25 protein-coding genes are annotated in these 21,938 nt (G+C 39.8%); 1 reads left to right on the top strand and 24 read right to left on the bottom strand.

Annotated features, from left to right (window positions below):
• Nucleotides 1-124: 124 nt before the first annotated feature.
• The 24 genes from CYP77_RS05635 to obgE form a co-directional block, all read right to left on the bottom strand.
• The gene (locus tag CYP77_RS05635; RefSeq protein ID WP_103567595.1) at nt 125-883 is read right to left on the bottom strand and encodes a tRNA 2-thiocytidine biosynthesis TtcA family protein; all 759 of its coding nucleotides are present in this window, start codon (nt 881-883) and stop codon (nt 125-127) included.
• Nucleotides 880-1,563 (bottom strand): 5'-methylthioadenosine/adenosylhomocysteine nucleosidase, encoded by a 684-nt coding sequence (locus tag CYP77_RS05640; RefSeq protein ID WP_103567596.1) that lies wholly within the window; start codon nt 1,561-1,563, stop codon nt 880-882. Before CYP77_RS05640 ends, CYP77_RS05635 begins: the two co-directional genes overlap by 4 nt.
• A complete protein-coding gene (gene fabD, locus CYP77_RS05645; RefSeq protein ID WP_103567597.1) occupies nt 1,560-2,489 on the bottom strand; it encodes an ACP S-malonyltransferase in 930 nt (309 codons plus the stop codon). The genes CYP77_RS05640 and fabD overlap by 4 nt, the downstream gene beginning before the upstream one ends.
• 9 nt (nt 2,490-2,498) lie before the next feature.
• Nucleotides 2,499-3,083 carry an FKBP-type peptidyl-prolyl cis-trans isomerase gene (locus CYP77_RS05650; RefSeq protein ID WP_223154902.1) on the bottom strand — a complete coding sequence of 195 codons (585 nt, stop codon included), beginning with the start codon at nt 3,081-3,083 and terminating at the stop codon, nt 2,499-2,501.
• A gap of 55 nt (nt 3,084-3,138) precedes the next feature.
• Entirely contained in the window at nt 3,139-3,981 is an 843-nt protein-coding gene (locus tag CYP77_RS05655; RefSeq protein WP_002939416.1) for a tetratricopeptide repeat protein, read from the bottom strand.
• Nucleotides 3,982-3,995: 14 nt separating this feature from the next.
• Nucleotides 3,996-4,502 carry an OmpA family protein gene (locus tag CYP77_RS05660; protein ID WP_002939415.1) on the bottom strand — a complete coding sequence of 169 codons (507 nt, stop codon included), beginning with the start codon at nt 4,500-4,502 and terminating at the stop codon, nt 3,996-3,998.
• Between the two features lie 64 nt (nt 4,503-4,566).
• A complete protein-coding gene (gene tolB, locus CYP77_RS05665) occupies nt 4,567-5,823 on the bottom strand; it encodes a Tol-Pal system protein TolB (protein WP_103567598.1) in 1,257 nt (418 codons plus the stop codon).
• 24 nt (nt 5,824-5,847) lie between these two features.
• The gene (locus CYP77_RS05670; RefSeq protein ID WP_103567599.1) at nt 5,848-6,783 is read right to left on the bottom strand and encodes a TonB C-terminal domain-containing protein; all 936 of its coding nucleotides are present in this window, start codon (nt 6,781-6,783) and stop codon (nt 5,848-5,850) included.
• Between the two features lies 1 nt (nt 6,784).
• Complete coding sequence (locus CYP77_RS05675) at nt 6,785-7,183, bottom strand: biopolymer transporter ExbD (protein ID WP_002939405.1); 399 nt, start codon at nt 7,181-7,183, stop codon at nt 6,785-6,787.
• On the bottom strand, nt 7,184-7,768 hold the full coding sequence (locus tag CYP77_RS05680; RefSeq protein ID WP_009294341.1) for a MotA/TolQ/ExbB proton channel family protein: 585 nt from the start codon (nt 7,766-7,768) through the stop codon (nt 7,184-7,186).
• The gene (atpC, locus tag CYP77_RS05685; RefSeq protein WP_002939398.1) at nt 7,769-8,158 is read right to left on the bottom strand and encodes an ATP synthase F1 subunit epsilon; all 390 of its coding nucleotides are present in this window, start codon (nt 8,156-8,158) and stop codon (nt 7,769-7,771) included. It abuts the gene before it with no gap.
• A gap of 18 nt (nt 8,159-8,176) precedes the next feature.
• Nucleotides 8,177-9,574 (bottom strand): F0F1 ATP synthase subunit beta, encoded by a 1,398-nt coding sequence (gene atpD, locus CYP77_RS05690; RefSeq protein ID WP_002939420.1) that lies wholly within the window; start codon nt 9,572-9,574, stop codon nt 8,177-8,179.
• Between the two features lie 11 nt (nt 9,575-9,585).
• Nucleotides 9,586-10,473: an ATP synthase F1 subunit gamma gene (atpG, locus tag CYP77_RS05695; RefSeq protein ID WP_103567600.1), complete on the bottom strand. Its 888-nt coding sequence runs from the start codon at nt 10,471-10,473 to the stop codon at nt 9,586-9,588.
• Between the two features lie 9 nt (nt 10,474-10,482).
• The gene (gene atpA / locus CYP77_RS05700) at nt 10,483-12,000 is read right to left on the bottom strand and encodes a F0F1 ATP synthase subunit alpha (RefSeq protein WP_103567601.1); all 1,518 of its coding nucleotides are present in this window, start codon (nt 11,998-12,000) and stop codon (nt 10,483-10,485) included.
• 14 nt (nt 12,001-12,014) lie between these two features.
• Nucleotides 12,015-12,545 carry a F0F1 ATP synthase subunit delta gene (locus tag CYP77_RS05705; RefSeq protein WP_103567602.1) on the bottom strand — a complete coding sequence of 177 codons (531 nt, stop codon included), beginning with the start codon at nt 12,543-12,545 and terminating at the stop codon, nt 12,015-12,017.
• The gene (locus CYP77_RS05710) at nt 12,545-13,057 is read right to left on the bottom strand and encodes a F0F1 ATP synthase subunit B (protein ID WP_103567603.1); all 513 of its coding nucleotides are present in this window, start codon (nt 13,055-13,057) and stop codon (nt 12,545-12,547) included. Before CYP77_RS05710 ends, CYP77_RS05705 begins: the two co-directional genes overlap by 1 nt.
• A gap of 9 nt (nt 13,058-13,066) precedes the next feature.
• Nucleotides 13,067-13,489 (bottom strand): FoF1 ATP synthase subunit B', encoded by a 423-nt coding sequence (locus CYP77_RS05715; RefSeq protein ID WP_103567604.1) that lies wholly within the window; start codon nt 13,487-13,489, stop codon nt 13,067-13,069.
• Nucleotides 13,490-13,584: 95 nt separating this feature from the next.
• Nucleotides 13,585-14,445 (bottom strand): ParB/RepB/Spo0J family partition protein, encoded by an 861-nt coding sequence (locus CYP77_RS05720; protein ID WP_103567605.1) that lies wholly within the window; start codon nt 14,443-14,445, stop codon nt 13,585-13,587.
• A 15-nt stretch (nt 14,446-14,460) separates the two neighbouring features.
• The gene (locus tag CYP77_RS05725) at nt 14,461-15,243 is read right to left on the bottom strand and encodes a ParA family protein (RefSeq protein ID WP_087582696.1); all 783 of its coding nucleotides are present in this window, start codon (nt 15,241-15,243) and stop codon (nt 14,461-14,463) included.
• Entirely contained in the window at nt 15,240-15,875 is a 636-nt protein-coding gene (locus tag CYP77_RS05730) for a biotin--[acetyl-CoA-carboxylase] ligase (RefSeq protein ID WP_103567606.1), read from the bottom strand. The genes CYP77_RS05725 and CYP77_RS05730 overlap by 4 nt, the downstream gene beginning before the upstream one ends.
• Before the next feature lies 1 nt (nt 15,876).
• A complete protein-coding gene (thiD, locus tag CYP77_RS05735) occupies nt 15,877-16,665 on the bottom strand; it encodes a bifunctional hydroxymethylpyrimidine kinase/phosphomethylpyrimidine kinase (protein WP_103567607.1) in 789 nt (262 codons plus the stop codon).
• A 16-nt stretch (nt 16,666-16,681) separates the two neighbouring features.
• Nucleotides 16,682-17,587 (bottom strand): methionyl-tRNA formyltransferase, encoded by a 906-nt coding sequence (fmt, locus tag CYP77_RS05740; protein WP_103567608.1) that lies wholly within the window; start codon nt 17,585-17,587, stop codon nt 16,682-16,684.
• Between the two features lie 16 nt (nt 17,588-17,603).
• Entirely contained in the window at nt 17,604-17,939 is a 336-nt protein-coding gene (locus tag CYP77_RS05745; RefSeq protein ID WP_103567609.1) for a GDP-mannose dehydrogenase, read from the bottom strand.
• 46 nt (nt 17,940-17,985) lie between these two features.
• A complete protein-coding gene (gene obgE, locus CYP77_RS05750) occupies nt 17,986-19,044 on the bottom strand; it encodes a GTPase ObgE (protein WP_103567610.1) in 1,059 nt (352 codons plus the stop codon).
• A 175-nt stretch (nt 19,045-19,219) separates the two neighbouring features.
• Here obgE and polA point away from each other — a divergent pair, with 175 nt between their 5' ends.
• Nucleotides 19,220-21,856 carry a DNA polymerase I gene (gene polA, locus CYP77_RS05755; RefSeq protein ID WP_103567611.1) on the top strand — a complete coding sequence of 879 codons (2,637 nt, stop codon included), beginning with the start codon at nt 19,220-19,222 and terminating at the stop codon, nt 21,854-21,856.
• Nucleotides 21,857-21,938 lie beyond the last annotated feature (82 nt).

Here is a 21,938-nt window from a genome sequence, read left to right on the forward strand (position 1 = left end):
TTATCAAATTTATATTTAGTAAGCAAGGAGTGTTCCTACTTCAAAATGAGTTTTTACTTTTTGGATGCGTTGTAATAAATTTGGTTGTAAATTTAGCTTTAAGGGCAGAAACGAAGAGTTAAATTTACTCTTCACTGCCTTCGTTGATACCAAAAAATGTATCTGTGTGGATGTTTTCAAATGCTGCTTTAAGCGATGTAAAGAGCTTTGGATTTTCTTTCTCTAAATTTGCCAAAAGCTGCTTGGTCTCATATCTAGCGTGTGGCATCTTCACGTCAAATCTCATCGCAGGACACGCCTCATCGCCAACAACTCTTAGCTCATTTTTGATCGCATTTTCGCGAAGTTGTCTTTCGCGCACAAAGATAAATGGCCTGATCACGACGATGCCATTTTTAGCTCTGTATTTTGGAGCAAGCGTCCTTAGCGCGCCATTATAAGTAAAATTCATAAAAAAGCTCTCGGCTGCGTCGTCCAAGTGGTGAGCGATCGCAAGCTTGTTAAAGCCATGCTTTAGCGCATAGGTGTAAAGATAGCCTCTTCTCATGCGCGAGAAAAAGCTACAAAAGCTAGAATTTTTGCGGATCTTCTCCTTTGATATCTCAAATATCGAGCTATCTATCACCTCGTGCTCTATGCCGTGCTCGTTACAGTGCTCGGTCAAATAAGCGTAGTCTTCGCCCATGCCGTAGCTTAGCGTCACCGCCTTAAACTCAAATTTCTCAGGCGTGACGTTTTGCACATGTTTTAGCACGTGAGCGAGCGCGAGGCTATCTTTGCCGCCACTAAGACCGAGTAAGATCTTATCTCCGCCCTCTATCATCTTGTATCTAGCGTTTGTCTGACCAACCTGCCTTAGTAGCCTTTTGCTAAGCTCTATCATAAGCTCTCCACCATTTCTAGGATAAATTTAGCGCTCACGTTTGCTGAGTCTTGCAAGAATTTATCAAAGTCAAACTCAGCCTCGTTGCCAGCTCCGTCGCTGATGGCTCTAAGGATGAAAAATGGCACGCCAAGTGTCTCGCAAACTAGCGCAACGCTCGCACCCTCCATCTCGGTAGCACTCGCGTTAAATATCTTTTTGATCCACTCTTTTTTCTCGTTGTCGCAGATGAACTGATCGCCAGTTGCGATGATGCCTGAATTTAGGCTCATGCCCTTTTTGCTAGCGACATTTTTAGCTAGCTCATTTAGACCTTCATCACTCTTGACAAAGATACTTGTCCCTGGCACAAAGCCGTATGGATGACCAAACGCCGTGATGTCAAGGTCGTGCTGCACAAGGCTAGTGGCATATAGCATATCGCCTATCTTTAAGTTCTCATCAAGCGAGCCAGCAACGCCTGTAAAAAGCAGCTTTGAAGCCTTAAATTTCTCTATCATCAAGGTCGCAGTGATCGCCGCATTTACCTTGCCGATCTTCGAGTAGGCGACGACTAGGTCCTTGCCTTTGTAGTTTGCCTCGTAAAATTTATTGTTTGCGTACTCTGTGGTTTTATACTCTCCCACCATCTCAAGGATAGGTGTGATCTCCTCTTGCATCGCTCCAAGTATTGCTATCATCTCTCCTCCAAAATCTTCACAACCTCTTCAAGGCTCGCCATGTCAGTGACGCTATATGTCGGTTTTTCTGTGATCTTTTTGTTTATGCCTTTTAGTGTCGCCGCACCAAGCTCGATAAAGCAATCAACCTCATTTTCATAGTTTTTAATGCTTTGTTTATAACGAACTGGATGCGTTAGCTGCTCTTTTAAAAGAACTAATGCCTCTTTTTTATCAGTGTAAATTTTTGCATTTACATTTGAAACGACTGGGGCAAAATTTGCAGCCAAAACGCCCTCAAGCTCGTTTGCTAGTTTAACGCTAGCTGGCTCAAGTATCGGACAATGGCTCGCAACTGACATATTTAAAAGCATCGCTCTTTTTGCGCCTGCTTCTTTAAATTTTGCCTCGTATTTAGCAAGGTCAGACCTCACACCAGCTACAACGATCTGACCATCGCAGTTGTAGTTTGCAGCGTAAATTTTTAAGCCTTCATCCTGCGCTTCTTTGCAAATTTCTTCAACGACTTCATCGCTAAGTCCAAGCACCACCATCATGCCAGCATCTTTGCCAATGCAGGCTTCTTGCATAAATTTACCACGTAAATTTACAAGTCTAATCGCTTCAACAAAGCTAAATGCACCACTAACGGCAAGAGCTGTAAATTCTCCGAGTGAATGGCCTAAGCTAAATTCTGGCTTGGCTTTTATGAAATTTGAAAATGCCAGGTAGCTCATAAGCGAGTTTAAAACGATAGCTGGCTGAGTAAATTCGGTCTTATCTAGCTTATCATTTTGCGTAAATAAAAGCTCTTCAAAATCGATGCCTATGTCGTTGCAAGCATCATTTAATAGAAGTTTTGCCGAAGAGAAATTTTCATAAAAGTCTTTCCCCATGCCAACACTTTGCGAGCCTTGACCCGCAAAAATAAAAGCAAATTTTTTCATTTTGGCTTCTTAGTGGTGATGATGTCCGTGACCGCCACAACCGCAACCACCTTCGCCATGTCCGTGACCACCGCAGCACTCATGCTCGTGATCATGATCATGTCCACCACAACCGCAAGTGTGAGCACCTGCTACCATGCCAGTTGCTTTTTCATCTTCAGTCGCGTCTCTAACTTCTAAAATTTCAACATTAAATAGCAAGTCTTTGCCAGCGTATGGGTGGTTAAAATCAACTGTCACTTCGTCGTCTTTGATCTCTTTAACGATGACACGAACACTTGAGCCATCTTCATTTTGACCAAAAAGCTCCATGCCTTCATGTAGGTCTATACCGGCAAATTGCTCTTTTGGAAGTGATTGGATGGCGTCTTTATTGTATTCGCCACAACCCTCAGCTGCTTTAATGTTTATAGTAGCTTTGTCGCCTGATTTTAGTTTGCTAACTTCTTCTTCAAGCTTTTCTATAATGTGGCCATGTCCTGTAATAAAAGAAATTTGACCACCTTCTTGCATATTTGACTCTAAAATTTCGCCAGTATTAGCGTCTTTTAGCTCATAAAACATAGTTATAACTTGATCTTTACTCACAATAATCTCCTTGGAATTTAGTTTTGATTAATGCGAGATTATATCTAAAAAAGAGTAAATTTTAGTTTCTGTTGGGAGCAGCTTTGGCTTCTTTGCTATCTGGATAGCCTACTTTTAAAGCCTTATAAAATCTATTTGCACTTTGAGTATCACCGATCTTATCGAAGCTTATAGCTGTGTGATACAAAAGTTTTGGAGTGTAGTCAGCCTTATCTTCACTTTGTATACTTTTTTTATAGTATTGTATGGCTGTGCTGTATGATTTTTGACTATAAGCAACTTCGCCTAGATAATAATTTGAAGCACCAGTTTTATAGCCTTTTTTATTTAAGTATTCGAAATATTCAGCTGCTTCTGTGCTATTACCAGAATTTAAAAGCTTAATGCCGTCAGCTAAAATGTCCTTGTCGCTTTTGCCACTGAAATTTGAAGTTGGCTTATTTTGTTGTTTTGGATTTGCATTTTGCTTTGGTTGAGCAGCATTTTTATCCATTATTGCACCTAATTTATTTAAGGCAGCAGTAATATTTTTATAGTTTTTATCTTGTATATCTCTAGTCTCATCAACATAAGCTTTTAATGATGTCAAACTTACACCAGAATCGCTTATACCGCCATTGACTTTGGTTTCGATATCATTCATTCTTTGCTCAAGCTTATTCATCCTGGCACTCATACTCTCAATTAAGCTTTGCAAACCTTGAAGTTGTTCTGAAACATTATCCATGTTTTCTTCAATATTTTGAACGCTTCTTTTGTTGCTTAGAGTTGCCTTTTCATCATCTGTTAGTCCATATGGATTTGCGCTATCCATATTACCTGCATCAAATGCTGAAACTTCTTGAGCTGAACCAATAGAGAAAGCGGCTCCAAGAAGAGCCGCAATGATTATTTTTTTATTCATTATTTACTTACAGATTAAGGAAGTACTTTGAAATCTGCACGTCTGTTTTGAGCGTCGCAAGCTTTTGTTTTGTCAGTACAAACTGGGTTGCTTTCACCAAAGCTTACTACAGCGATTCTATCAGCGCTAACGCCATTTCTTACAAGAGCATCTTTAGCACTTTTAGCACGTTTTAGACCAAGAGCATAGTTATACTCATCTGTACCCCACTCGTCGCAGTTACCTTCTACTTTTATAGAAAGAGCTTGAGCGTCAGCTTGGTTGAATACTGATGCATTTGAGCTAACAACACCTTGTTGATCAGCTTTGATGTTAAATTTATCAAAGTCAAAGTATACACTTTTAACTTGGCTCTCGATGTTAGCGATAAGAGCTGCTAATCTATCAGCATCACTCATGCTACCTGAGTTATCTGCAGATTGATTTGAATTTGCATTCATATCAACTTCAGGGTTTTTAGAGCTACAACCGCTCAACAATAAAGTTGCAACTGCAACACTTGCTAGAACTACTTTTTTCATTCCTTATCCTTTTTGAAAAATTTGGTCGAATTATAACATATTTTTTTTAAATATTATCAGAATATTACCAATCAATAGATTGAATTTTACCTACTTTTAGTGGAAATTGGAAACTTCTGTTCTCATTTAATCTAACAACGCCAAGCGAGCTTTGACCGCCAAGTTCTTTGATAAATACAACACTTTGGCCATCACTTGAAAATCTTGGATAGTTATTTTTACCATTTGCTGTAAGCTGGCGAATAAAATCTGTTTGAGTTGAGATCAGATAGATATTAAAGCCACCACTAGCCTCTCTACTTGAATAAACTACATAGTTTTCAAAAGTGCTTACTGAGTTGTTGTTTTTACCATGAAATACCATTTGCTCAACACTTCCGCCTGAGGTTGCAGGTGTTGCGAAGATGTTTGGATATCCAAGTCTATCTGAGACAAAAACTATTCTGCTGTCATTATCTACAAAATTTCCATTTACGTCAATGCCTGGATAGTTTGTTATCTGAGTTAAATTCTTACTACCTGTGTTGTAGATAAAAATATCTGGCTGATCTTTTGGCGCCATAGTTAATAAAATTTTGCTTCCATCTTTGCTAACGTCTGAAGCTATAAGCATACCAACGCTGTCGATTATCTTCGTTTTTGTGCCTGAATTTAGGTCATATCTAAACAAAGTTGGTTTGTTATTCACATAAGATGTATAGTAAAATTTACTTTGATCAGCGCCTGCCCATTTAGGGAAGATGTTTAGACCACCGCTTACGATTGTCTTTTGATATGTAAGCGTGTAATCAGCCACTATAATAGAGCTTTGGCGAGCCGAAGTGTATTTTGCTAGGATGATAAATTTCTCCATCCAGCCAACTGGTGGTAAATTTAGCTCATTTGTTAGCTCAACTATACTTTTGTGTGCTAAAAACGGATATTTAGCACCATCAGGCATGTTATATACTCTCTCATACCTTGTAGTTGCAGTCTTTGCATCGATGAGTTTTACTCTTAAAGTAAGAGGTGAGCCCATAGAACCCTCAAGAGCATATCTAAAGATAAGTTCAACACCTTTGTCGCTCATTGTATTTGTAGCTGCTGTTCCTTCGTAGCTTGAAGGCACGTGATCTTCGATAACCTCAAAGTCAGAACTAACTTTCAAGTCGCCTAGCATGATCTTAAAGAATTTATCTTTAAAGCCTGCATCACTAACAGCTGTAGTTGCATCTTGCAAAGCAATCTTTGGCAAAGCAACACCTTGGTTTATAACAGATATGGTCGCATCAGCAGCATAAAGCCCTAGAGCAACGCACAAAAAAAGAAAAATTTTCTTCATCTCTACTCCGTAAATTTATAAATTTTAGTTTATTTTATCTTCTAAATTTAAATTAAAAGTAGTACTTTTGTCTGGATTAAATGGAAATTTCTCTGCAGTAAGCTTTTCCAGGCACTCTCTAACCTTTGCATTAAACTCTTCATTATATGATAGCTCTAAAATTTCATAGCTAAAATTTCCACTTTGATCTATCATGACTTTTACTTTGGCAAGGTTTGCAGAGTCAGCTTTATAGCTTTGCCATCTTCTTTGAATTTGTTTTGTTATGGCTCCCATCAATGGATCATAAGTGCCGGTCATTTGTGACTTTGGAGCTGTTGGGTTTTGATCTATCTTTAAACTCTTGATGATGTCGCTAGCCTCTTTTGCAGCTTTTGAGCTAGAAGCCTCGCTTTTTTTGCGGCTTTGCACTTTATTTTCAGCCTTTTTTATACCATCATCTTTTTTAAGCTTAGTAGAGTCTATATCGCTAAAGAGATCTTTTATATTTGGCTCTTTTGGTTTTGGCTTTTCAACTGGCTTTGGTGTAGGTTTAGGCTCTGGTTTGACATCCTCTTTAGGCTCTTCGCTAGGTTTTGGGATTTCAGGCTTTGGTTCTGGTTTTTTAGGCTCAGGTTTAGGCTCTTCTTTTGGAGGAGTTGGCAAGCTTGGGGTTGGCAATGGCTCATCTGGCACAACAGGCTTATTTGTGGTCTCTTGTTTATCTTCTTCTGACTCTTTTTTAGGCTCTGGTTTGGTCTCTTTTACAACTTCTTTTGCTTGTTTTGGTGCTTTTATGGTTTGATCAACTTCTCTATCAACCATAACTACATCCATAATAGCATCTTTGTCATCAGTATATTTTTTAGGAGGTTCGCTAAAAAAAGTAAGCTTTATAAACAAAGCAAGCACAATGATAATGTAAATACAAAACGCTACAAAAAATGAACTAAGCGTTGGAAATTTAACTTTATTTGGCATCTTAACCGTTTGTCTCTAAAGCTACTTTATTAAAACCAGCACCTTTTAAAGTCTTTAATACAAACATAACATCATCGTATTTTAAATTTTTATCAGCCTTTATGTATATAGGCGAGGTTTTGTCATATTTTGCACTCATTAGCGCAATGTTATCTGGAAGTTCAGCAAGGCTCATTGTACTTTGATCTATCCTAACTTGTCCTTGTGCATTTATAGAGACTATAAGATCTTTTTGTTTGGATGTAGATGTCTTTGCCTTTGAGCCATCTGGCAATGTTATATCTTCTTGATATGTTATAGTTGGCATTGTAACCATTAAAATAGCCAACAAAACAAGCATGATATCAACAAGAGGCGTTATGTTTAGCTCTGGTGTTTCGTCGTCAAATTTAAGAGCCATCTATAACGTCTCATCATCTTTTTTAAGTGCTATCATAACGTCAGCTTGACGCTCGATAACGCTCATTAGTTCGTAAGCTTTTCTTTTTATAAGCAAGTTAAATGTATATGCTGGGATCGCAACAAAAATTCCACAACCTGTCGCAACAAGTGCTTCAGAGATAGCTGGGGCTATAACTCCAAGAGATGAACCTGCGCCATTTCCTAGCTGTGAAAATGTCTCCAAGATAGATACAACTGTTCCAAAAAGACCGATAAAAGGAGAAGTAGAAGCTATTACGCTAAGCCATGTAAGCCCACTTGTAGCATTCTTTTCTGCAATGCTTATGCAAACATTTAGCTTTTCTTTTGAAATTCTACCGCTTGCGCATTTCTTTAAAGACGAGTCATTTGGTATATTCTTAGCGCCCATAAGTAGTGCTTCAAGCGCATTTTGCTCGCGTTTTTGCCAAGCTCCTATGCCAGCCATTCTTGAAAAGAGAATTGTAAAACTAACTATAAAATATATTGACAACCAAGTTAAAACTATAATTGTAATAAAACTACTTCTTTGAATGTAATTTAAAAATATATCTATTCCGCCCACTTATCTTGCTCTCACTACATTTTCCATTTTTGATATAGTTGCTGCAAAAGCATTTGTATCACTACTCATACTCTCTATCAAATTTCTAGCAGCTTCTAATGAATTTGCAAGCTCGCTTTCGCTATTTCCAGACACATAGACCGCTCCGTCAGCTAGTATAACTACTTTGCCCTCGTCGATCTTTGCATAGCCCCAGTTGATAGCAACTACATCGTGCTTTTTATGCTTATCTTCTATATCTATAATACCTGCTTTTAAAAGAGATATTAATGAGGCGTGGTTTGGCAAAACACCAAACTCACCCTCGCTACCTGGAAGCACTACACTACTCACGTCATCATTAAATATCTGACCTTGAGGAGTTACGATCTCTAAATGTAATTTATCCATTACGCTTCCTTTTTAAATTTAAGCCTTAAGTTTCTCAGCTTTAGCTAAAGCCTCATCTATATTTCCGACCATATAAAATGCCGCTTCTGGTAGATGATCATATTTACCTTCTAAAATTCCCTTAAAGCCAGCGATATTTTCGTCAAGACTTACGTATTTGCCAGGGCTGCCTGTAAATACTTCAGCAACGAAGAATGGCTGAGACAAGAATCTTTCTATCTTTCTTGCTCTATCAACTGTTAGCTTATCTTCTTCGCTAAGCTCGTCCATACCAAGGATAGCGATGATATCTTGAAGGTCTTTATATTTTTGAAGCACAGCTTGAACGCCGCGAGCTACCTTATAGTGATCTGCTCCTAAAATTTGAGGATCGAGCATTCTTGATGTTGAGTCAAGTGGATCAACAGCCGGATAGATACCTTTTTCTGCGATCGATCTATTAAGAACTGTCGTAGCATCAAGGTGAGCAAAAACAGTTGCAGGAGCCGGGTCTGTAAGGTCGTCAGCTGGAACATAAACAGCTTGAACAGACGTAATTGAGCCTTTTTTAGTTGATGTAATTCTCTCTTGGAATTTACCCATTTCACTTGCAAGAGTTGGCTGATAACCAACAGCTGATGGGATACGTCCAAGTAGAGCTGACATCTCTGCGCCTGATTGAGAGAAACGGAAGATGTTATCGATAAACATCAAAACGTCAAGTCCCATCTCATCACGGAAGTACTCAGCCATTGTAAGACCAGTTAGCGCAATACGGTTTCTTGCTCCTGGTGGCTCGTTCATTTGGCCGTAGCACAAGGCAACTTTATCCAAAACGTTACTTTCTTTCATTTCGTGATAAAGGTCGTTTCCTTCACGAGTTCTCTCACCAACGCCTGCAAATACAGAATAACCACTGTGTTTAAACGCAACGTTGTGTATAAGCTCCATAATAATAACCGTTTTACCAACACCAGCACCACCAAATAGACCTACTTTACCACCCTTCGCATAAGGAGCTAGAAGATCAACTACCTTGATACCAGTTTCAAAAATTTCACTCTTTGTACTTTGCTCTTCAAATGGAGGAGGATCGCGGTGGATAGACCAGTGCTTATCAAAATTTATACCCTCACCCTCGTCGATCAAATCGCCAACTACGTTAAAAATTCTACCCAAAACTTTTTCGCCAACTGGGACACTTATAGGTGCACCAAGCGCTTTAGCCTCTAAGCCACGAGTTAGACCCTCACTCATATCCATAGCGATAGTTCTAACTCTATTATCACCTAGGTGAGCAGCAACTTCTAATATTAGTTTATGTTTCTTGCCCTCAACCTCAAAGAAAACTTCGATAGCTTCATTGATCTTCGGCAAGTAGTCATTAAAGTCAACATCGACCACAGGGCCCATAACTTGACTAATAACACCCTTCATTCATACTCCTTTTATTTCATTGATTCAACACCACTGATGATCTCGATAAGCTCAGTGGTAATAGACTCTTGTCTTGCTTTGTTGTAAGCAAGATTTAACTGTTTTACGCGCTCTTTAGCATTGTTTGTTGCATTATCCATAGCTTGCATTCTAGCGCTGTGCTCAGCCGCCAAAGAATCAACCAAAGCATAATACATACTATACTCAAAATATTTATTGAGCAATTCATCCATAATCTTAGTATAGTTGTCTTCTGGTTCAAATTCCATCAAAGAATTTGTCTCTACCGCAACTATCTTAGACGGCTCAATAGGCACAATATCATTTACTCTAATCTCTTGAGAAATCATATTTTTATAGCCATTGTGTATTAGCACTACTTTATCTGTTATGCCGTTTGTAAAGTCATCAATGGCATCTTTTATGATCTTTTGAGCTTTTTCATAAGTAGGAGAAGAGCTAGCTCCGACATAAGTCTCAAGTAGTTCAACGCCTTGGAAATTGAAAAATTCAATGCCTTTTTTACCAACAGCTCTTAGTCTAACTTTAATCTTTTTGGCTTTTAGCTCATCGATCATGCGCCTAACTGTCTTTATAGTCTGGACATTAAAGCCACCGCAAAGCCCTTTATCAGCGGTAACAAATATAATATCAACCTTTTCTACACTCTTTGTTGTGTTAAAAAATTTACTCTCAGTCATAACTGAAGCGTATTGATTGATCTTATAAGCTATCTCCGATAAAACCTCATTGATCTTAAGTGCATAAACTCTAGAGTAGCGTGCAGCCTCTTCAGCTTTGCGAAGCTTTGCTGTAGAGACAAGCTTCATCGCACGCGTTGTCTTTTGAGTATTCTGGACGCTCTTGATCTTTCGTTTTATATCTTTTAAATTTGACATATCTTAGCCCTAGTTAGCGGCAAAAGTCGCTTTAAAATCTTTCAACGCTTTATGTAAAATTTCTTCTACTTCTTTATCAAGAACCTTTTTAGTTCTGATCTGCTCAAAAATTTCAGGGTATTTTGCCTCGATATATGGATATAGCTCAGCTTCAAATTTTGTTACATTTGTAGTTGCAACGTCATCTAAATAGCCCTTAGCACCAGCAAATATGATAACTACTTGATTCTCAACTGGGAGTGGAGAATATGGAGGTTGTTTTAGTACTTCAACCATCTTTTGACCACGCTCTAGTTGTTTTCTTGAGCTCTCGTCAAGGTCACTTGCAAACTGAGCAAATGCTTGTAGCTCGCGGTACTGAGCAAGGTCTAGTCTTAGGTTACCAGAAACTTGTTTGATAGCTTTGATCTGAGCTGCACCACCGACACGAGAAACAGAAAGACCAACGTTGATCGCTGGGCGGATACCTGAGTTAAATAGGTCACTCTCAAGGAAAATTTGACCATCTGTAATAGAAATAACGTTTGTTGGAATATAAGCAGAAACGTCGCCAGCTTGAGTCTCGATAATAGGTAGAGCTGTTAAAGATCCAGCACCTAGTGCGTCATTTAGCTTACTTGCTCTTTCTAAAAGTCTTGAGTGAAGGTAGAAAACGTCGCCTGGATAAGCTTCACGGCCTGGTGGTCTTCTTAGGATCAAAGACATCTCACGATAAGCAACCGCGTGTTTTGACAAGTCATCATAGATGATTAGCGCGTGGCGAGAGTTATCTCTAAAGTATTCACCCATTGTTACACCAGCGTACGGAGCAAGGTATTGAAGCGCAGCTGCGTCACTAGCACCAGCATTTACAACTATCGTGTAGTCCATAGCGCCGTACTCTTCAAGCTTTTTAACGACTTGAGCAACGGTTGATTGTTTTTGACCAATAGCTACATAGATACAAATAACATCTTGACCTTTTTGGTTGATGATAGTATCGATAGCAACTGTCGTTTTACCAGTTTGGCGGTCACCGATGATTAGCTCTCTTTGACCTCTACCGATTGGCACAAGAGCGTCGATAGCTTTGATACCTGTTTGAAGTGGCTCATGAACGCTTTTTCTAGCCATGATACCTTTTGCTTTTTCTTCGACGAAGCGAGATTCAGTAGCTTCGATTGGACCTTTTGCGTCGATTGGCTCACCGAGTGAATTTACAACACGGCCGATCAATGCGTCACCAACTGGAACGCGTAGAAGTTTTTTAAGTCTTTTTACAGAGCTGCCTTCTGTGATACCGCTAGTTTTTCCAAGGATAACTATACCAACACTACTCTCTTCAAGGTTAAGAGCCATACCTTTTTCGCCGCTTTCAAACTCAACCATCTCGCCAGCCATAACGTTTTTCAAACCATAAACGTTAGCAACGCCATCAGCGACTGAGATGACTTTACCGGTCTCTTCTACATCAACACTTAAATCAAAATTTTCAATACGCTCTTTGATTATCGTGCTAATTTCGTCAGCTTTAATTTTTGCACTCACGCTTTCACTCCTTTTTAAATTGCTTTTAATATATATTCACTCATTTGACTTTTTAGTCTGTCGATAGAGAAATTTACCTCGACACCTAAATCATCTAACTCAACTTTTACACCGTTGTAATCGCTTTTTGAGCTATCAAGCTTGATCTTAGAGTCAAATTTCTTAGAGAAATTCTCTTCTAAAGCCTTTAGCTGCTCGACGCTTAGATCAAAATTTCCAACAACCTCGCCGCGATATGTATTTTCAAGCAAAGATTGTTCTATCTTCATCTCGTTTAATATCGCTGGGATAAGCTCTAGCCTTTTGTTTACACCAAGAAGCTTTATAAAATTTGCAAATTTGGCGTCTGAATTTTTTACTAGAGAAAGTATAAATTCTACCTTTTTTGCAGCTTTTAGAGTTGGCAAGCTTATAATGCTCTTAAATTTATCGCTTCCAAAAGCGGCAGCTAGTTCTGATAAATTTTCAACAAATGCATTAAGTTCATTGGACTTTACGTCGTTTAAGATCGCCTTTACGTATTTTTTAGCTACTACTTCATTCATTAGCTAACCTTTTTAAGTATGATATTTACAAGCTCTTTTTGATCGACTTTTAGGCTATCGCTTGAGAAAATGTCGCTCAAAATTTCATTTACAACGCCTTTTGTCATCTTGCGCTCTTCAAATTCTTTTTGCTCTTTATAGCCTTTTTCGATATTTGCGATATCGTTTTGAGCCTCTTTTTTAACTTTTGCAGCTAAATTTACAGCCTCTTTTTTCGCGGTTTCGATTAGAGCATTTGCATTTTGCTTAGCCTCTTCTACACGCTTTAAAACATCATCTTTTTTAGCTTTTGACTCACGAAGCTTCTCTTGGATGCTCTCAAGCTTATTTGCGATCCTATCGATCCTGCTTTGATAAAGAGCTTTTAGTGGCTTAGCAGCAAAATAGACCAAAATACCAAAGAAAAGTAAGAAGTTTAGCGTTCTCTCGACTATGTCGTAGTTTGTTCCACCATGCTCGCTAGCGTATGCTAGAAATGGAAGTGCTAGAAAAAATAAAATTTTTATCTTCATAAATTTCCTTTAAATTTTAGAGAGCTTAGCATTTAAAGCAGCTCTAAGCTCAGGTAGTTTAGCTGATAGATCTGACTTTAGACTATCTTTTTGAGAGCTTAGAGCATTTAGGAATTCGTTATAATCAGCCTCTAAACTACTTTTTACCGCATTGATATCTTTTAAAGACTCTTCTTTTGCCAAATTTAAGGCTTCTTGTCTTATTTTGTTAGCCTCAGATCTTGCATTTTGTATGATCTCTTCGATCTCTTTTTCATGAACGCTTAAGTCGCTTGCATTTTTGCTAGTGCTCTCTTCGTCATTTTTTATAGAAGCATTTCTGTCATCTATAAATTTAAGCATTGGCTTATATAGCAAAGGATTTAAAATGGCGATCAAGACAAAGAAAACGATAGCCGTTAAAAGCATCAATGGCACATCTATTTCTAACATCCACTCTCCTTATTTTGTTATTAAGTTTTATTTAATATTCAAATCAAAGTCTGATTTTACAATAAAATACTAAAAATAAAAATAAATTTGTAATTCTATTTTAGCTTAGCGATAAATTCTTCTACCTGCGAAATGTCGCTAAATTCTAATATTAAATTTTTAGATTTTACTTTCGTCTTTATCTTTAAATTTTTAAAAATTTCTTGTAAATTTGATAATTTTTTGCTCATTTCTTCTGAAATTTGAGGTTTTGGCTCTTTTACTTCTTCTTTATTTTTTATCTTTTTTACTAAGATTTCTGTATCTCTAACACTTAGTTTCTGTCCGATGATCGTATCAACAACCATTTTTTCTTCTTCGCTACTAAGTCCTACGATGACTTTAGCGTGGCCTTGCGTGAGCTTATCTTCTTGCAAAAGTCTTTGCGTATAGTCGCTAAGTAGCAAAAGTCTCATCGTATTTGTTATCTGAGTTCTGCTCTTGTGGATGATGTTTGCTAGGCCATCTTGTGTGATCTTATACTCGTTTATAAGCTCTTTATATGACTTTGCAAGTTCGATTGGATTTAAATTTTCACGTTGTATGTTTTCGATAAGCGCAAGCTCTCTTAAATTTTGAGACTTGATATCAGCGATGATCGCCTTTATCTTGCTTGCTCCAAGCATCTTTGTAGCACGGTATCTACGTTCACCAGCTATTAGCATATAACCGTCATCTTTTTTGATGACGATTATTGGTTGTATTAGTCCGTGCCTTTTGATGCTGGCACTTAGCTCTTTTAAAGCCTCTTCGTCAAAATGCGTTCTTGGTTGGTAAGGATTTGGTAAAATTTCATCTATATTTATCTCTTCGACTATCTCAGAGTCTTTTAAATTTGCGATCTCTTTGCTGTAGGCTTGCTCTACATCTTCAAGTATCGCGCTAAGTCCGCGCCCTAATCCACCTTTTTTCGCCATTTTTTTCCTTATTTTTTAGTTTAAAATGCAATATGCCAAATTTTGATATGCGATCGAGCCTGGTGATTTTATATCATAAAGTATCACCGGCTTGCCAAAACTTGGGCTTTCAGCTAGTTTGACATTTCTTGGAACGACTACAAATTCGTCTTTTCCGTCCTTACTCTTAAAGAGCTTATTTTCAAAATGCTGCTTTAAATTTGCAATAGTCTCTTTTGAGAGATTGTTTTGCGAGCTAAACATTGTCGGCAAAAAGCCCTTTATATTTAGCTTTGGATTTATCGTTTTTTTGATGATCTTTACAGTGTTTAGTATCTGCGCCAAGCCCTCAAGTGCGTAAAATTCGCACTGGATCGGGATGATCACGCTATCGCTTGCACTAAGAGCATTTATCGTGATGCTGCCAAGTGCTGGAGGACTATCGATAATGATAAAATCATAGTCGCCCACAACTTCTGAAATTTTGTTTTTAAGGATTAGTTTATAGTCCTTACTTTGGTCGTTAAATTCTTGCTCGATGCCGACAAGTCCTATGTTTGACGGAGCTAAAAAAAGCGTTGGGATCTCAGTTTTTAGTACGATTTGTGAGAGCTTTTTTCTATCTGTTAAGACGTGATAGATGTTAAACTCGTAGTCGCTTCTGCTAAAACCAAGTCCTGTCGTCGCGTTTGCCTGCGGATCGATGTCTATTAATAATACTTTTTTCTCAGCAACCGCCAGTGATGCGGCTAAATTTACGGCCGTTGTGGTCTTGCCAACGCCGCCTTTTTGGTTAGCTATTGTTATTATCTCGCTCATCTTAAAGAATATACCTTTTCCCCGTTTAATAATATCGCTCCATCCTCGCAAATTTCAGCATCTTGAAGCGAAACAGCTCTATTTGCAATATGCGTAATAAAACTTTTTGACTTGCAAAAGTCTATCCTAAATTTGCTAAAAATTGGCTTCCATAAAATCTTTTTATCAAGCATGCTAACAAAGCCCCAAACCAGCTCATCTACGCTAGCTTTTATGTCTAAAATGCCCGCATTTTCGGGCGCATTAGCTAAATTTATCCCCATGCCACAAATGTAAATTTCATCCACTTTATTTGTCAAAGTGCCACCTATTTTACGCTCATCCACGTAAAAATCATTTGGCCATTTTAGCCAGCACTTTGAGCCTAGTTCGCTCAAGACTTCACGCATCAACATAGAAAAATATATCGAGATCGAGGGCGGAGGTATGTCGCTTGGCAGCTCATCTTCGCTTATGCAAAATGACATAAATAAATTTCCGCCAAGTCCCTCCCAGCTGTTGCCGCGGCTGCCGACCCCTTTTGTTTGATTATACGCCACGACCATGTGCGGTGGCTTTATCTCGCCGTTTTTTAGGGCGTCTATCAAAAATTCCTGCGTCGAAGGCATGCTTTGGATAAACTCAACCTTCAAATCACACCTTAAATTTATAGAAGTGATTTACCGGATTTTGTCCGCCGCCGATAATAACTGCGTTTTTAATAGCGTTAAAGATATAATCATGCGCGTTTTTCACGCTCTCTTTTAGACTATGGCCATTTGCTAAATTTGATGCGATCGCGCTTGAGAGCGAACAGCCTGAGCCGTGTGTCGCAGTCGTATTTATGCGCTCGTCGCTAAAGATTTCATATTCCTTGCCATTATAAAATATATCAAGCGACTTGCCGTCAAGCTCGCCACACTTTAGATAAACGCTCTTTGTGCCAAATTTCAAAAGTTCCTTGCAAGCCTCTTTTAACTCGCACTCGCCCTTTAGCTCACGCTTTAAAATTTCGCGCGCTTCAAAGATATTTGGCGTGATCACGCTCGCAAGTGGGAAAAGCTCCTCCACGATCGCGTCTTTTGCAGTGCCCTCTAGCCAGATGTCACCATTTTTACAGCTCATGACAGGATCTAGCACGACTGGCGGTAAATTTTTGATCTCTCTTAGCGTTTTTGAGACGCTTTTGATGATCTCAACGCTTGGGACAACGCCTATTTTTATCACATCAACTCTTATATCATCAAATATCGCTTTGATCTGATCCTCTATGAGCTTTGGCTCAACTAACTGCATGCCAAAGATGCCCTTTGTATTTTGAGCAGTGACCGCTGTGATCGCTCCCATCGCATATACGCCGTGTGCTATAAAGACCTTTATATCAGCTAAAACTCCAGCTCCGCCGCTTGGATCAACCCCTGCTATACTTAGCGCATTTTTCATAACCGCTCCTTTAAATTTATTTTAATTCATCGCCAACGCTAAGGCGCTTACCATTTATATATGCTTTTGCGTTTGTTGGCTTTTTGCTTGGCTCTTGAAGCTCGTAAATTTTGACCGCCCCACCCTTGCAAGCAACCACAACGTGGTCCTTTTCTACGCTTAAAATTTCTCCGTTTTTGCCACTTTTTTCGCTTAGCTCAAGCGATAAAACTTTTAGTCCGCTTGCCAGATAAAGCCCTGGCCAAGGTGTGAGCGCACGAAATTTATTATAAATTTGCCCCGCCTCTTCGTCAAAGCTAAAAAGTCCGTCGCTCTTACTTATCTTTTTGCAGTGCGAGGCCTTGCTCTCGTCTTGCTTTTGTGGCTTTAAATTTTCAAAATTCTTAAGCACTTTTACGATTAGCTCACCGCCAAGCTCGCCTAGCTCACTAAAAAGCTCGCTTGACATCTTGCTCTCGCAGGGCGTGTAGATGAAGTCTAGCATATCGCCAGTATCAAGGCCAGCGTCCATTAGCATAGCTGTGACGCCAGTTTGCTTCTCGCCTGCTAGGATCGCGCTTTGAATGGGGCTAGCACCTCTATATTTTGGCAAGATCGAAGCGTGTAAATTTATACAAGTCGCCACGTCAAGCACGCTCTTAGGCAAAATTTTGCCATAAGCTGCCACTACGATAAATTTAGGCTCAAATGCCTTTAGCTCGGCAACCACTGCCTCATCTTTTAGTGTCTTTGGCGTAAGGACTGGCACGCCTACTAGCTCTTTTTGCGCGTAAATTTTGACCTCACTTGGGGTTAAAATTTGCTTTCTGCCAACTGGCTTATCAGGCTGGGTAAAGACCGCTTTTATATTAAAGCCAGCCTCTTTTAGGTGCCTAAGTATCCTAACGGCATAATCAGGCGTCCCCATAAAAACTACATTCATCACTTTCCTTTAAATTTCAACGACTTTTATTTTGATCTACGTTTTTGCTATTCGGCGGCCAGAAGGCGCAAGGATCTTCTTTCCAATCAATCTTTTGAAACACTAAATTTCTTAGCTCATCAACGCTAACTTTGCCGTCGCGGTTTGTATCAAGCCTCTTAAATTCCTGCCTTGTGCATAGATCTGGCGCTATTTTTAGGGCTTGGGGCGCTTTGCAGGTCATCCACTCATCTAAATTTAGCGCGCCGTCGCGATTATTATCATTAAAATTCAAAAACATATATATTGGATCCGCTGGATCACAGCTATATGCACCAAAGCAAAATAGCATAATGCAAAAAATTTTCTTCATTTTATACTCTTAAATTTCTAAGTTCAAAGCACTAAAAAGTCGCAACTCAAAGCTCTTTTTTTAGTAGCTCAAGCAGTGCAAATTTAAGCTCGTCGATGTTCTCATTTGTCGCTGATGAGATCGGCAAAATAAAGTATGGCTTTTTCGCGTCAAAGCTGTAAATATCTTGCTTATAGACAAATTTACCAACTTGATTTGGCTCTAAATTTATACTTTTCATAAATTCGCTTATATTTTCATCTAAATTTTCAGCCGCATCGACTCTTGTTATAGCGATAGCATAGTCCCTGCTGGCAAGCACGCTTGAAAATTTAGCGACCTCCTCTTTTAGCACACTAAACTGCTCGCTCATGCTTCTGTAGTTCGCACTATCTATCATGAAAAGTAAAATTTTATTTCTCTCGATGTGCTTTAAAAACTGCACGCCAAGGCCGCGTCCGTCGCTAGCTCCCTCGATGATACCAGGGATGTCAGCCATGACAAAGCCACTAAACTGATCGACCTCAACAAGTCCGAGCTTTGGCGTAAGCGTAGTAAATTCGTAGTTTGCGATCTGTGGTTTGGCGTTTGAGACGGCTGAAATTAGGGTTGATTTGCCGACATTTGGAAAGCCTACAAGTCCCACGTCAGCTATCAGTTTTAGCTCGAGCCTAACCTCTACGCTCTCTTCTGGCATGCCCTTTTGAGCGTATTCTGGAGCTTGGTTGATAGAGTTTTTAAAGTGAAAATTTCCAAGTCCGCCCTTGCCACCTTTTAAAAATAGCGTCCTTTGCCCCTCCTCTACCATGTCGCAAAGTAGCTCGTTTGTCTGCGCGTCATAGACCGCCGTTCCTGGTGGCACGATGAGCTCTAAGCTCTCGCCCTTTTTGCCAGTCATGCGTCTGCCCATGCCAGCCTCGCCGTCGCTCGCTCTCATCGCCCTTTTGCCCTTGTAGTTTGCCAGTGTGTGGGTGTTGTTATCACAGACAAAATAGACATCTCCGCCGTCACCGCCGTCACCGCCGTCTGGACCGCCTAAAATGACGTGCTTTTCGCGGCGAAAGCTTACTGCACCAGCTCCGCCATGGCCTGAGCTTAGGGTTAATTTCACGCTATCTATAAACATTTTTTACCTTAAGTTTATCTATTTTTTGTTTTTAAATTTAGGGTGGATTATATCTTTTAAATGATTAAAATTTGTTTTGTATTCAAAATGTTATTTTTTTCTTGCCACATCATAAATTTAGAAAATCAGCCAAATTTTTGCCTAAATTTCATAAAATGACGCAAAAGGATAGAGAATGAAAACACTTACGATTATTGATACTTTTGGCTTCTTTTTTAGGCTTTATTACGCTATGAGTGGGCTTAAAAATCGCGAGGGCAAACCAAGTGGCATGATAAGTGGCTTTGCAAATTTCATAGCGAGCCTAAAAGACGAGTACCAAAGCGACTACCTCATCTTCGCACTTGATAGCAAGGGCAAGACCCTGCGTCATGAAATTTTGGGCGAGTACAAGGCAAATAGGAGCGAGCCGCCAGCTCAGCTAAAAGAGCAGCTGCCAGTTTGTATAGATATGATAGAAAAAATGGGGCTTTACAGCCTTAGCCGTGAGGGCTACGAGGCCGATGACATCATCGCAAGCGCGGTTAAAATTTGCAAAGATAAAGATATATTTGTGCGAATAGTCACGCACGATAAGGACCTTTACCAGCTCATAGAGGACGGCAAAGTGAGCATCTACAGCCCGCAAAGCAAGATCGACCACGATAGCGCTAGCTGCTTTGAAAAATATGGCGTCTATCCAGCTCAGGTGAGAGACTTTTTAGCCATCGCAGGAGACAGCTCAGACAACATCCCAGGCGTCAAAGGCATCGGCGCAGTGGGAGCTAAAAAGCTTTTAGCTGAGTATGGCAGCTTAGAGGGAGTTTATGAAAATTTAGCCCTTGTTAGAAACGAGCGCACCAAAAATATGCTTGCAGCCGCAAGAGACGAGGCATTTTTGAGCAAAAAACTAACCACGCTCTTTGATGACGCGATCACTTCGCTTGATCTTGAGCACTCTAAATTCCCAGAGCAAAATCCTTTGATAAACATCTCAGAAATTTTAAAAGAGTACGATCTAAACAGGCTTCTTAAGAGTTTGCAAAAAGAGGAAAATGCTGAATTTAAACTTGGCTTTAGAGCAAATTTACTGCTTGATGAAGCCAGTGTTGAGAAACTGCTTGCCGACATCACCCCAGAGACCATCGTCGCCTTCGACACCGAGACCACGGGCGTTGATAGCAAGAGCGCAAAGATAGTTGGCTTTAGCTTTTGCTTTAACGACGAGGACGCCTACTACGTGCCAGTAGCTCACAACTACCTAGGCGCGCCAAAGCAAATAGGCCTAAAATTTGCCACTTGGGCGGTAGGGCAAATTTATAAAGGCTGCGTGATCGGACAAAATTTAAAATATGATTTTGAGATAGTAAAAAACAACCTTGGGCTAAATCCGCCTGCAAATTTCAAAGACACGATGATACTTGCGTGGCTTAGCGATCCAAACTCGAGTGTGGGCATGGACGCGCTAGCAAAGAGGCTCTATGACTACGACACGATCAAATTTGAAGATATGGTCAAAAAGGGGCAGACTTTTGGCGATGTGCCTCTAGAAAATGCCGCTAAATACGCCGCTGAGGACGCTTGGATAACGCTTAAATTTTATAAAACTTTTCAAAACACGCTTGATAAAAATTTACTCACCCTTGCCGATATGCACGAGTTTCCTTTTATCCTTACGCTTTTTGACATGGAGCAAAACGGCATCAAGATAAACGAAGCCAAAATGCAAAAGCTCATCCTTGAAAACGACACCAAACTAAAGGCGCTAACAAGTGAAATTTACGAGCTAAGCGGCGAAAATTTCAACATAAACTCAGTAAAACAGCTTGGTGTCATACTTTTTGAGCATCTAAAGCTTCCAAGCAAAAAGAAGACAAAAACAGGATATAGCACCGATGAGAGCGTGCTAGCTGAGCTCATAGACGCTCATCCGGTGATTGAAAAAATTTTAGCTTACAGAGAGCTATATAAACTGCAAAGCACCTACTGCGAGCCACTTTTAGCGCTTGCGAAAAAGGACGAGGGCTCACGAATTTACACGAGCTTTTTGCAAACTGGCACGAGTACTGGCAGACTTTCAAGCAAAAATCCAAATTTGCAAAATATCCCAGCTCGTGGCAGCCTCGCAAAGGACGTCAGAGAGTGCTTTGAGGCGCGCGAAGGCTATAGCTTTGTGGGGCTTGACTACAGCCAGATCGAGCTTAGGCTGCTAGCTCACTTTAGCCGTGATCCTGCACTTCTTGAGGCGTTTAAAAATGACGAGGATATCCACGCAAGGACGGCTATTAGCATATTTGGTAGCAGTGACGGGCAAAATAGAGCCGTGGCAAAGAGTATAAATTTTGGGCTCATTTATGGCATGGGCTCAAGCAAACTGGCAAATCAAGTAAATATCACAAGAGCCGAGGCAAAAGAGTATATAGAGCGCTACTTTAAGGCGTTTGCGACGATCAAAGAGTTTTTGGAGAGCATAAAAATTTCAGCTAAAAACGATGGCTTTGTGCAGACGCTACTTGGCAGAAGGCGCTACTTTGACTTTAAAAGTGCCACGCCTATGCAAATAGCTATGTTTGAGCGCGAGGCGGTAAATACGGTCTTTCAAGGCTCAGCGGCGGATCTTGTCAAGATGGCGATGGTAAAAGTTAGAGCAAATTTAGATGAAAACGCAAAAATGCTGCTTCAGATCCATGACGAGCTAATTTTCGAGGTCAAAGACGAATTTGCGCAAGAATTTGGCAAGGCGACACAAAAGACAATGGAGGAAATTTACACGCTAAATGTGCCACTTAAAACATCGCTAAATATCGCGAAAAACTGTGGCGAGCTAAAATAGAGCAAAATTTTGGCTAGCCTATCTAAATTTAAATGAGCTAGCCTATTTTTATCTTGTAATTTAAACGGCATATATAAAATGT

The sequence above is a fragment of the Campylobacter concisus genome (assembly GCF_002913865.1).
Classification (GTDB): domain Bacteria; phylum Campylobacterota; class Campylobacteria; order Campylobacterales; family Campylobacteraceae; genus Campylobacter_A; species Campylobacter_A concisus_AM.